The organism is Lujinxingia sediminis, assembly GCF_004005565.1.
In the GTDB taxonomy this organism is placed as follows: Bacteria; Myxococcota_A; Bradymonadia; order Bradymonadales; family Bradymonadaceae; genus Lujinxingia; species Lujinxingia sediminis.
Window position 1 is genome coordinate 930,179 of record NZ_SADD01000001.1, and the last position, 11,308, is coordinate 941,486.

Consider the following 11,308-nt stretch of genomic DNA (forward strand, 5'->3'; position numbering starts at 1 on the left):
CAGGTGCGATTAGCGCCTGATCACCATCACTCGAAGTAGCTGAGCATGTTGTTTCCGGTGACCGCCGCGGTGGTGCCGGGCGGGGTGGTGCCGATCAGGCAGAGGTCGTCATTGATTTTCTCCCCGATCGGGCATGAGTACTGTGCGGTGAAGTAGAGCTTGCCATCCCAGATAAAGGGCTGATGACCGGGCACGGGCTGGGCAATCTGGCAGTTCTCTTCATCAAACCAACCGTCGGGGCAGACGCCACCGGGGAGCGCCGTGGTGTAGAGGTGTCCCTGCCAGATGAAGGGAGAGACGTCCGGGTGCGGGGTGAGCACGTGGCAGTTTTCGGTGTCCCAGGTGCCCACTGGGCAGATTGGCGAGGTCTCGGTGAACCAGTTGCGTTCGCTGACGCTGACGTCGACCCATGAGGGCGCTCCGATCACCTCGCAGTGGTTATTGGCCGGGGTGGCGCTCTGAAGTTGGCCGTCGGCCATCACCGCAGGCTGCGTGCAGCGCTTAAAGCAGCTCTGGCTGGGGTTGCTCCCGTGAAGCGGGTTGAGGAAGGGCAAGCGCTGATTCAGGAAGTGGGCGTGGGTGTCGTGGATGGCAGCAAAGCGCTGCATGAAGTCCACAAGATCGTTGCCCGGCGCGATGGAGAAGTGGTCGCCAAATCCCTTGTCCGGGTCGGCTTTAAAGGCCCAGAGCAGATCCCAGAAGTCGTAGTCGGTCGTGCCCCAGTAGCACTCGGCAGGGAGGTTGATCGAGGAGTGGACGTTGGCGGTCTGGCCGCTGCTCGTGAAGTTGCGGCGGTAGAAGTTGTTGGCGGTCAACAACTTCAGCCCGTGGGTGACGCCGTCGTCATGGCGGATCACGCGGTAGGGTGAGTTCAGCGGCGGCTGGCTTTCGGAAGCGCAGGTGTTGTCGTAGTCCTGGTAGAGACCATGCAGGCTCAGAGGGCTCTCATAGTAGTGCTGCTCACTCTCACTACACGCTCCGGAGTCGAAGATGGCGCCGCAGAGGGCCTCGTGAGCGAAGTACTCGGCGAAGCCTTCGAGGAAGGCGACGTTGGTGTCTTCCTGGCAGTTGTGGGTATTCCATCCGTCGATGAGGCTGGTGACGACGTTGGGGATGTTGCCGCTCTTATGTTTGTAGTGCCAGGCGTGAGCGATCTCGTGGACGGCGGTTTCAAACGTCCAGGAATCCTCCGAGAGGAAGACCCGGTGCGCAATGGGGAAGGGGTTGATGGGGGCGAGCACGTTGGCCGGGTTTGGCGGCACAATGCCCACCTTGTTAAAGGGGACCGGGTAGTTGAAGAAGACCGGACCATGAAAGCGCAGCCAGTCGTTTTGTGCGCCGGAGACCTGATCGATGCGACGCATGGCGTCGAAGGCCACCGCGCGGCGCCGATGATCGGCGTCACCGAGCGCATCAGGCTGACCGGGAGCAATGAGCATCCAGCCCATGGTATGGCCCGATGGGGCGTGCGCCAGCTTGTGGGTCTTTTTGATCACCGAGTACCCCTGACGGAGGATGCCGTCGGCGGAGAAGGTGTTCCAGGCTGCGAAGTCTCCATCCTTAAGCCGGTACTGAATGCGAATACGGCGTTTTGCGCCTGCGAACATCCCGGTGAACTTCTTCTTGGCATTGAAGCAGCCGTTGGCGTTGGTACGCGTGGCGGCCCAGGGCCTGAAAAAGAAGCCGTCGACGCTGGTGGCGACGCGCACGTCAATATCGTGCAGGATCTCCTCGGTGGTGGTGGCGCTCAGCTCAGCCTGGTTCTGGAACTTCAGACACCCGGAGACTTGCCAGGTCTTGTCGGGAAAGCTCCACCCGAAGATCGGCGCGATGACAACGCCGGTGTCTTCGATGCCGCCGCCGGGGGCCTGTAAGGCGATGAGGGTGTCGGGGCCGAAGCCCTCCTCAGGAGCGTTAACCCGCACGGTGAAGTCGCCGGTCTGTTCAAACTCCAGCGGCTTTTGACTGCCGTCTTCCAGGATCATCACGGCCCGCTCCGGGCGCACCCGGTTGGACAACTGCAGGGTGACCGTGCCGCGGTTTTCATCGAAAGAGTCGACGCGCAGCGCGCCGAAGACGCTGCGATCGGCGATGTAGCTGGTGATCAGCTCGGCCGGTGATGCGTCTTCGTGAAGGGCTGGCAAGGCGTCGAAGCTCGAGGTGATGCAGCTGCTGTGTGCCTGGATCATGCAAGCGAGATCACCGGAGGCGCATTCGCGCTCGGCCCCCTCGCAGCTCATCGGTTCGTCCAGCACGGCCAGGGCGAAGACGTCGTCGCCGAGCGCTTCCAGGTCGGTGTCGGCGGTGCCGAGCAAGAGCGTGCCAGCGGCCGGCAGGTCGGTGGCAAGGATGCGTAGCTCGGCCAGGCCGCCTTCGACCTCTTCGAGCACATGGGCGATCTCGTGGAGGCGGCCTGAGGTGTCGCGCAGCTTGAGCTGAATCTCGGCGCCGGCGGCGATCATCAGGTGCAGATCGGGGCTGTTGGGGTGGCGGATGTAGACCGGCTCGCGGGCGTCGGCGTAATCGATGATCGGCCCCTGGGTGACGAGCTGGACCGGGCCGCGCGTAGCATAAAGCGCCGGGAGCGCCTCGTTGAGCGCGCGGACGTCGGCATCGGCGATCAGCCGGCTGAGCTCATCGAGGTTGCCGCGTTCGCCGATGCTAAGCGGGGCGGGCGCAGCGACCGCCTCCAGCGCCTGATCGGCTTGAGCCGGGGTGCTGCTCTCGTCGGGGGAGGTGTCTGTGGCGTCGCCACAGGCCATCGCCGTGCAGGCCAGGAGGCCTGCGGCGAGCAGGGCAGGTGAGCGCTTAAACAAGACATTCATACAGTTGCTCCTTCTGCGGTATGCAGATGTTGTGCACCGGCGCCCCGGGCATGGCTCCGCCAGGGCCTGTTACGATGCGTAACGGCGAAGGGGGAAACACTGCCCACGCGGCGACAATCGCCGCGTGGCGCGGTGGTGCGGGTTATGGGAGCAAGGAATCTTATCTGAGGGGGGAGTGCAAAAGGTTTTGAAAAAGAGTGCAATTCCAGGGGTTTAGTCGGGGTGGGGTTTAGAGTCCTAACCGGTGGGTAAGTGTACTCCACCGCGTCCTCCGACCTGTCGCAAGCACCCGTCCCGACCTGAGGTTGTGGAGCCGGCGATACCGACACCGGCCGAAACGGGTGTGCTGAAGGGCGCCGTCCGGGGGGCGAGGGGGGCGGCTGGCGATATGGGACCCGACATCGCCAGGGAGGCGCCTCTCGAATTCATCTCTCGGTATGAATGTCGGAGAGCGGCCCGCCCTGGCGGGAGGTGCGCAGGGCGTTGATCACTGCGAGCAGATCGATGCCCTCCTGAGCCAGGGCACCGGCGATGGGGGGAAGCATGCCGAAGGCGGCAAAGCCCATGCCGATCATGCTCAGTGCGATGCCGCCCACCGCACTCTGCAGGGCGACGCGACGCATGCGTGCGGAGATGTGCAGGAGTTCGTCGAGGTGGGTGAGGGTGGGCTCTAGCAGCACCGCGCCGGCGGCTTCCGAGGTGACCTCGTGGGCCTGGCCGAAGGCGACGCCGACCGTCGCAGTGGCCATCGCCGGTGCGTCGTTAACGCCGTCGCCGACGAAGAGCGTCTGTGTCGATTCGCTTTCCTTTCGCACAATCTCGACTTTGTCCTCCGGACTCTGCTCGGCGTAGGTGCGTTCAATGCCCATGAGGTTGGCCAGGTAGGCGACTTCGCGCTCCCGGTCGCCACTGACCAGGAGTACTTCGTTGAAGCCATGGCGCGGCTTGAGGTGCTGAATGAAGGGGCGCCCATCGTGGCGGGGGGCATCGTGGAAACGAAGGGTGGCCTGGTAGCGGTCGTCGACCAGGATCACGCACTCCAGTCCAGACTCGACAGGCGGGATGGCGTGGAGGTCGGGGTGATTGTGTTTTGCGAGCTTGCTGCGGCTGGTGACGACGATGTCGCGGCCGTCCACCTTACCGGTGAGCCCCTGTCCGGGAGGCTCGCTGACCTCGGAGGCGAAGCGGGGCGCAAGCCCCCGGGCGTCGCTGGCGCGGATGATCGCCTTGGCCAGGGGATGCCGCGAATAGTGCTCCAATGAGGCCGTCAGTTCGATGACCTCATGTTCACTGAGTTCGCCGCGAACAACAACGTCGGTGAGTTCGGGTTCCCCCACAGTGAGGGTGCCGGTTTTGTCGATGATGAGCGTGGTGCAGCGCGAGGCGCGCTCCAGCACGCGGGGATCTTTGATGATGATGCCGCGTTTGGCCGCCAGTGAGATCGAGCCAATCAAGGCCACCGGGATGCCAATGAGCAGGGGGCAGGGGGTGGCGACGATCACAACGGCGAGAAAACGCACCGGGTCGCCGCTGAGGGCCCAGGCGGCAAGGCCCATGGCCACGGCCAGCGGGGTGTAATAGGCGCCGAGCTGGTCGGCCAGCCGGCGCAGGCGAGGGCGGCGCTGCTCGGAATCCTGCATCACCTTCATGATGCGGGCATAACGCGAGTCTTCGGGAAGGCGTGTCACGCGGATGGTCAGGGCGTGCTCCCCGTTGATGGCTCCCGAGATCACCTCTGCACCGGGGGCCTTCGAGATCATGTAGGGCTCACCGGTGAGAAAGGACTCGTCCATGGCACCGTGCCCCTCAACGACTTCGCCATCGGTGGGGCTGGGCTCGTGGGGGAGGACGACCAGAAGATCCCCTACGGCGATCTCGCTGAGTTCGATGTCGACCATCGCGTCGTCCTGACGTCGGTGTGCGAGGTTGGGCATGCGCGCGGCCAGGGCTTCAAGAACCGACGAGGCGCGGCCTGCGGCGTAGCGTTCCAGCGCTTCACCCCCGGAGAGCATCAGGACCACGATACTGCCCGCCAGATACTCGCCGAGCAGCACCGAGGCGACGATGGAGATGCCGGCGAGCCAGTCGGCCCCGAAGTTGAGCTGGCGAAGTTGCTTGAGCAGATCCCAGATTAAGGGGATACCGCCCAGGGTCAGTGTTGCGTAAAGGGGCCAGTCCTGGACGGATGCGGGGCCGGGCCCGAATCGAAAGAGAAGGTGAGTGAGGATCGCCACCACGGTGAAGATGGCGATGATGCTTTCCTGGCTGAGCCAGTTACGTTGGTGGGTCACGCGAAACTCTCGGGTAGGTCATCGGGGATGGTCGCGCCGGTAGTAAGGCCCGGGGCTATACAGGCCAGTGTGGAGCGTTAGCGTATGTACGGGTGTCGTCCCATCACGCTGTGTTCTGAGGAGTGAGGAGTTCAGATGAAGGTTCTGGGTATTCGATATTGCGCGGTGAGCCCGGAGGCCCGCGCGATCGCTGAGTTTCTGGGGAAGTTGGGCCTGCCCGAGCGCACGATGGAGCGCCCCGTAGGCCTGGCCCCGGAGGTGTTTATGGGGGCCGTGTTTCCAGCTGGCGAGAGCTGGGTGGAGATCTGGGAGGAGGGCGAGGGGATGCCGGCGGGCACGATGTTGCAGGTGCTGGTCGATGACGCCGACGCGTTTGCCGATCATGCCCGGGCCAACGGTCTCTCTCCCAAAGGCCCGATGGATATGCACGGGGAGCGGATCTATTTTGCAACAGGCCCCGGGGGCCTGCAGGTCTCGTTTCAGTCGAAGCTCCCCGGGGCCGATGACGCGGTTTAGCCTCGCTCGCCGGGCGTCAGGCTGTAGATCTCGCGGACTTCGCTGAGAAGATCTTCGAAATTGACGTTGAGATCTTTGAGCAGGCCGCTCGACAGGTCGTAGACCCAGCCGTGAACGGTGGGGGCGCCGCGCTCCAGGAAGTTTCGCTGAACTTCGGCGGTCTTGATGACGTTGAGGCATTGCTCGCGCACGTTAAGCTCGACCAGGCGGCGGTAGCGTTGTTCTTTATCCTCAATGGCGTCGAGCTCTTTTCGATGGAGGCGGTAGACGTCGCGAATCTCGCGCAGCCAGCCGTTGAGCACCCCGAGGTCTTTGGACTGCATCGCCGCCATCACGCCGCCGCAGCCGTAGTGGCCGCAGACGACGACGTGTTTCACTTTGAGGTGGTCGACGGCGTAGTTGATGGTGGAGGCGACGTTAAGGTCGGTGTTGACGACCAGGTTGGCGACGTTGCGTGTCACAAAGACTTCGCCGGGCTCAACTCCCATGATGGTGGAGGCGGGCACGCGGCTGTCGGCGCAGCCAATGAAGAGGAAGTCGGGGTTTTGTTCGCGAGCCAACTTCTCGAAGAAGGTGGGGTCCTCGGCGTTGCGTTCTTCCACCCAGCGGCGGTTCAACTCAAAGATGCGCTGGTACGTCTCGTCGCTCATTCTACAACTCCAATCAGGGTAGGAAGTATCAGTTCAGGCCGACCTGCCAGGAGACGCCGAAGCGGTCGTTGCACCAGCCGAAGCGCGCATTGAAGGGGTAGGCATCCAGGGGCATCATGACGGTGCCGTCTTCGCTCAGTGCGGCAAAGATGCGGTCGACCTCCTCGACGCTCTCGCAGCGCACAAAGAAGGAGACCGAGGGGGTGAACGTGAAGCTGTGCATGTCCGGGCTATCGGTGAGGAGCAGGGACTGATTTTGCAGGCGAAGCTCAGCCTGCATGATCTGGCCTTCCATCTCGGGGTTGGAGGCGTCGTAGCGTGTGATGCGCACAAGCTCGGCGTCATCGAAGATCGAGGTGTAGCGATCGATGGCCTCCGAGGCCTTGCCGATGAACATCAGGGAGGGGGTCAGGGTGGTCGACATCGGAATACTCCTCATAGCTTCGTCGAAAGGGAGGGCGACGCGCCGAATGATTGGGGTGGGGCGCCCGGCGAAAGGTTTGCGCCGAGACTATACGCGCAGGCCCCGCGGGTCGAGTCGCCCCGGGTGAGATGTGATCACTCCGGTGGTTGACCCGGCCCCCCGGGGTTGCTCAACGAGAGCTCGGCATCGGATCAGGGGCGCAGTACGACTTTGATGCAGTCATCCTCTTTGTCGCGGAAGATGCGGTAAGCCTCCGGGCCGTCTTCGAGGGAGAGGCGGTGGGTGATGAGGAAGGAGGGATCGATCTCGTTTTTCTCGATCCTGGCGAGCAGGGGTTTGAGGTAGCGGTGGACGTGGGTCTGGCCCATTTTAAAGGTCAGGCCCTTGCTGAAGGCCGCACCGATGGGGAGCTTGTCGATGATGCCGCCGAAGACGCCGGGGATGACCAGGGTGCCGCCTTTGGCACAGGCCATGATGGCCTCTCGGAGCGCGTGGGGGCGGCCGGACTCCAGGCCCAGGGTTTGTCGGGCTTTGTCGTGATAGTCCATCAGGCCGCTTCCGTGGGCCTCCATGCCGACGGCTTCGACGCAGGTCTGGGGGCCACGGCCGTCGGTCATCTCTTTGATGGCTTCCAAGACAGGGTCGTCGGTGAAGTTAAGGACTTCGGCGCCGGCCTGGTGGTGGGCCATGGCCAGACGCTCGGGCACGTGGTCGATGGCGATGACCTTCTCGGCGCCGAGCATGTAGGCGCTCTTGATGGCGAAGAGGCCGATCGGGCCGCACCCCCACACGGCGACAGTGCTGCCGGGGGTGATGTTGGCCACATCGGCAGCCTGGTAGCCGGTGGGAAAGATGTCGGAGAGGAAGAGAACGTCTTCGTCACTCAAGGTGTCGGGGACTTTGATGGGACCGATATCGGCGAAGGGCACACGCACATACTCGGCCTGGCCTCCGGCGTAGCCCCCGTAGAGATGGGAGTAGCCAAAGATGCCGGCCGGCGAGTGGCCGAAGGCACGCTCGGCCATCCAGGCGTTTGGGTTGGAGTTATCGCAGAGCGCAAACTCGTCGCTATGGCAGTGGTGGCAATGGCCACAGGCGATGGGGAAGGGAACCACGACGCGGTCGCCTACCTTGAGTTGGTGCACCTCGGGACCGACCTCGACGACGGTACCCATGAACTCGTGGCCCAGGATGTCGCCGGATTCCATGGTGGGGATGTTGCCGTCGTAGAGGTGGAGATCGGAGCCGCAGATGGCAGTGAGGCTGACCTCAATGATGGCGTCGTGAGGGTTGATGATCGTGGGATCGGGGACATCTTGCAGACGGACGTCTTCTTTTCCAAACCAGCAAAGCGCGCGCATAGGGGCTCCGTGGGTCAGGCGTAAGAGGGGGCGGGATGTGAGGCGTTGGTTGAGCCGCTTCAGCGGTTGGTGAGCATGCTCAACCCCTGCTCGCGGTTTTGGGTGCCGCCGTAGGGTTGGCCGCGCACCGTGGCGACTTCTCCGGCTTCGGCAAGCTGCTTGAAGGCACGCAGTTCCTCGCGCAGGATTTGCTCGGGGATGGCCTTAAAAAAGCGCTCGATCGCCGCGCCGAACTCGCCGCCCGGGGGCTGGTAGCGCAGGCACAGGTGGACGCGGGTTTGTTCATCATCAAGTGGATAGAAGCTGACCACGCCGGAGCTCACAAGTTCGGAGCCTTCGAGGGAGCGCCAGGCGATGAGCTCGTTTTTTTTGTCTTCGGTGATCTCGGCGTTCCAGCACAGCTCCATATCGCCGGGGATCTCGGCCACCCAGCGGGTGAGGCGTTCGCCGAGGTGCTCGACGCGCTTGATGTGGCGGAAAAAGCGCGGGATCTGCTCGGGGTCGCGCCACATCTGGTAGAGCCGGGAGGGAGGTTGAGCGATGGAGGTGGCGATGTCGATTTCGACCGGCTCCGTGGCCGCTGTGTTGGCGATGAGGCGTTTAAAGCCTTTGTCGAAGCCGGGCTTAAGGCCGTTGTAAATCAGGCCAGCGCCTGCCGCGGCAACCAGGATCTGTTTGATGCCGTGCTGGCGGGCAAAGGCCCAGGTCGCCAGAGCTGTACCCAGGCCAATCGACGGCCATCCCAGCTCCTGAAGTCCGGGCTCGGTGTCGGGGGCGGCGGTGCGCTCAAGAGCGCGCTCCTCCTCCTCGAACATCGGGGTGTGTTGGGCGTGTTGGGTCGATGTTTGCACCATAGGAATCTCCCCGGATCCGAAGTCCGCAAGTGGCCGGTGCTCGGAGGCGGCCGGCCGACCAGGTGTCGGGTGGTCCTATGAAAGTTAGAAGCAAAGCGTGCATCCCCAAGTACTTTGATCGGGGGCGCTCAGCGCTCCCGGTTGGGCTCGCTAGCCGGCGTGTTCCAAAAGGCTGTGGGCGATGGCTGTGCCGGCCAGGTGACCCGTGGTCCAGGCGTTCTGGAAGTTGAATCCGCCGGTGACCCCATCGATATCCAGAAGTTCACCGGTGATATAGGCGCCTTCGCAGATGCGACTCTCCATGGTGCGCATATCCAGATCATCGGTTGGGACGCCGCCGGCGGTGACAAACTCGTCTTTGTGGGTGCTCTTGCCGGTGACGTTGAACGTCGCGTTGGTCAGCTGTGCGATGAGGGCGTCGCGGGGGCCGGCCTGCAACGTGGCCCAGGTTTGCTCTTCGTCGATGCGAGCGGCGGCCACCAGGCGTTGCCAGAGGCGTTTGGGAATGGCGTCAAATGGCGAGCGGGTATGGACATGACGGGTGCCCGCCGTGGCGCGTAATGCGGCGAAGGTGGCGGTGGGATCGGCGCCGTGGAGCCAGTCGACGCTGAGCGTGAAGGTGTAGTCGAGGGCGTGCAGTTTGCGTGCTCCCCAGGCCGAGAGTTTGAGAATGGCAGGAGCACTAAATCCACGATGGGTGATCAGCAGTGGCCCCTCGTTCTCAAGGTCAGCGTCGTCGATGCGCACACTCACCGGGTCGACGGCGAGCCCCTGAAGATCGCGGATACGCCAGTCGTCGACGTGAAAGGTGAAGAGGGAAGGGACGGGCTCGATGAGCCTGTGGCCGAGTTGTCTTGCGAGCTCGGAGCCTGCGCCGGCGCGGGCCCCGCCGGTCGCCAGCACCACGAAATGCGCGTAGAGCGACTCGCCGCCTTTCAGAGTGACCTCGAAGCGCGGTGTCGTGGTTTCGCTCGTGTTGAGGGCTGCGAGGGAGCGCACAGCCGCGCGGGTGCGCACTTTTATGCCGGCGGCGTCGGCGGTGCCTCGCAGGACATCGATCACCGACTGGGAGCTGTCGGTGGTCGGGAACATGCGGCCGTCGGCCTCGGTCTTAAGCTCAAGGCCGTGCTCGGCGAACCAGGCCACCGTCTCCGCGACGCCGAAGCGGTGCAGCGGGCCGATAAGCGCTTTGTTGCCCCGGGGGTAGTTCGTCGCCATGCGCCTGGGCTCGAAACAATGGTGGGTCACGTTGCAGCGCCCCCCCCCGGAGATGCGCACTTTGTCGAGCACCCGCGAGGACTTCTCCAGGATCAGCACCCGGGGTGTCGCCCCATAAAGGGCGCTCTGCTCAGCGCAGGTGATGGCGGCGTAGAAGCCGGCTGCGCCGCCGCCGATGACGATCAGATCGTAGTGTTGGGTCATGGTCACGACTCATCGGCGCACACGCAGGCAAACCCTGTGTGCGCACCGTCGTATGGCAGTGGGGAGGGGGAAGCGATGGGATCAGGTGGGCGGCGTCGTGGGGCGTTCCTCGCGAAGCTCAATGCCCAGCATCGTGCCCCCTACCACAGCCACTGGCATCACCAAAAGGTTGACCACCGGAATGAGCATCAAGAGCGTGCTCCCCAGGCCAAAGCCGCCGGCCAGGTCGAGCTGCGCGCGCACCCGGGTGATTTTTTCTTTGAGCGAATAGCCCTCGCGATCGAGGGCGGCATCGCTGTATTCAAAGGCCAAAAAGACCGCGCTGATCATGGTCCCCAGCACCGTGTTCAGCAGGCTCCCCAGCCCCGGAATCAGATGCAGAAAGAGCAGCGGGAAGATGCAGGCCAGGTAGGCTGTGAGGGTGAGCAGGCTGATGGCGATCGAGCGCAGGATGCCCGTTGCCATCGACTCCCCATCGCGGGCGTTGGCAACTCTGCCGCAAAGCTCCCGTTCGGTGATCACGGAGAGCTGATCGTTAAAGGGGCTGGCGACGACGCCCGCGACCATCAGCACCGCAACGTAGGAGAGCACCACCGAGGCCAGCAGCACCACGCCGAGTACCGCGTACCAGACGATCTGCAGCCAGGTTGCCTCGGGCCGGGCCCACAGCCAGCCCAGGAGATCCGGGGCGTTCATCACCAGGGCGACCGCAGTGATGGCAAAGAGCACGATGTTGATTAGCGCCGGGATGATCATCCAGGGCCACATCATCGAGTGAGCGGCGATAAAACGCATCGCTTTGAGCGGGAGCTTGATACCACCGATGAAGCGGCGCACGCCCGATTGGCCGCGAAGTGCACGAAGGTCATCGAGGACTGTCGGTTCGGCGAGGGGGGCGGTGGCAGGTTGCATGGCAGGTCTCGCGAGGGGGGGAGGGTGCGTGGGCGTGTAGGGGGCTGGCCGGT

General features: G+C 63.8%; 9 protein-coding genes. 1 reads left to right on the forward strand and 8 read right to left on the reverse strand.

The features are described 5' to 3' along the window. Window positions 1-26: 26 nt before the first annotated feature. Together EA187_RS03840 and EA187_RS03845 are read right to left on the reverse strand one after the other, a co-directional pair. On the reverse strand, window positions 27-2,825 hold the full coding sequence (locus EA187_RS03840; RefSeq protein WP_127779234.1) for a hypothetical protein: 2,799 nt from the start codon (window positions 2,823-2,825) through the stop codon (window positions 27-29). A gap of 425 nt (window positions 2,826-3,250) precedes the next feature. Further along, window positions 3,251-5,116 carry a heavy metal translocating P-type ATPase gene (locus EA187_RS03845; RefSeq protein ID WP_115602837.1) on the reverse strand — a complete coding sequence of 622 codons (1,866 nt, stop codon included), beginning with the start codon at window positions 5,114-5,116 and terminating at the stop codon, window positions 3,251-3,253. Between the two features lie 135 nt (window positions 5,117-5,251). Here EA187_RS03845 and EA187_RS03850 point away from each other — a divergent pair, with 135 nt between their 5' ends. Continuing rightward, entirely contained in the window at window positions 5,252-5,632 is a 381-nt protein-coding gene (locus tag EA187_RS03850; RefSeq protein WP_115602836.1) for a hypothetical protein, read from the forward strand. Here EA187_RS03850 and EA187_RS03855 read toward each other — a convergent pair. The 6 genes from EA187_RS03855 to EA187_RS03880 form a co-directional block, all read right to left on the reverse strand. Beyond that, window positions 5,629-6,282 carry a carbonic anhydrase gene (locus tag EA187_RS03855; protein WP_115602835.1) on the reverse strand — a complete coding sequence of 218 codons (654 nt, stop codon included), beginning with the start codon at window positions 6,280-6,282 and terminating at the stop codon, window positions 5,629-5,631. The genes EA187_RS03850 and EA187_RS03855 overlap by 4 nt on opposite strands. Window positions 6,283-6,310: 28 nt before the next feature. Continuing rightward, window positions 6,311-6,706, reverse strand: coding sequence for a VOC family protein (locus tag EA187_RS03860; RefSeq protein WP_115602834.1), 396 nt, complete (start codon window positions 6,704-6,706; stop codon window positions 6,311-6,313). 191 nt (window positions 6,707-6,897) lie between these two features. Continuing rightward, window positions 6,898-8,067 (reverse strand): zinc-dependent alcohol dehydrogenase, encoded by a 1,170-nt coding sequence (locus EA187_RS03865; protein ID WP_127779235.1) that lies wholly within the window; start codon window positions 8,065-8,067, stop codon window positions 6,898-6,900. A gap of 59 nt (window positions 8,068-8,126) precedes the next feature. Beyond that, on the reverse strand, window positions 8,127-8,921 hold the full coding sequence (locus EA187_RS03870) for an SRPBCC family protein (RefSeq protein ID WP_127779236.1): 795 nt from the start codon (window positions 8,919-8,921) through the stop codon (window positions 8,127-8,129). Window positions 8,922-9,071: 150 nt separating this feature from the next. Continuing rightward, window positions 9,072-10,343, reverse strand: a complete 1,272-nt coding sequence (locus EA187_RS03875; RefSeq protein ID WP_115602831.1) for an aminoacetone oxidase family FAD-binding enzyme — start codon at window positions 10,341-10,343, stop codon at window positions 9,072-9,074. A gap of 81 nt (window positions 10,344-10,424) precedes the next feature. Beyond that, on the reverse strand, window positions 10,425-11,255 hold the full coding sequence (locus tag EA187_RS03880) for an EI24 domain-containing protein (RefSeq protein WP_127779237.1): 831 nt from the start codon (window positions 11,253-11,255) through the stop codon (window positions 10,425-10,427). Between the last annotated feature and the right edge of the window lie 53 nt (window positions 11,256-11,308).

What these genes read in the sequence shown, in the direction of transcription:
- EA187_RS03855 (WP_115602835.1), bottom strand. Translation starts at nt 6,282, where the DNA reads ATGAGCGACGAGACGTACCAGCGCATCTTTGAGTTGAACCGCCGCTGG.
- EA187_RS03865 (WP_127779235.1), bottom strand. Translation starts at nt 8,067, where the DNA reads ATGCGCGCGCTTTGCTGGTTTGGAAAAGAAGACGTCCGTCTGCAAGAT.
- EA187_RS03840 (WP_127779234.1), bottom strand. Translation starts at nt 2,825, where the DNA reads ATGAATGTCTTGTTTAAGCGCTCACCTGCCCTGCTCGCCGCAGGCCTC.
- EA187_RS03860 (WP_115602834.1), bottom strand. Translation starts at nt 6,706, where the DNA reads ATGTCGACCACCCTGACCCCCTCCCTGATGTTCATCGGCAAGGCCTCG.
- EA187_RS03850 (WP_115602836.1), top strand. Translation starts at nt 5,252, where the DNA reads ATGAAGGTTCTGGGTATTCGATATTGCGCGGTGAGCCCGGAGGCCCGC.
- EA187_RS03880 (WP_127779237.1), bottom strand. Translation starts at nt 11,255, where the DNA reads ATGCAACCTGCCACCGCCCCCCTCGCCGAACCGACAGTCCTCGATGAC.
- EA187_RS03875 (WP_115602831.1), bottom strand. Translation starts at nt 10,343, where the DNA reads ATGACCCAACACTACGATCTGATCGTCATCGGCGGCGGCGCAGCCGGC.
- EA187_RS03870 (WP_127779236.1), bottom strand. Translation starts at nt 8,921, where the DNA reads ATGGTGCAAACATCGACCCAACACGCCCAACACACCCCGATGTTCGAG.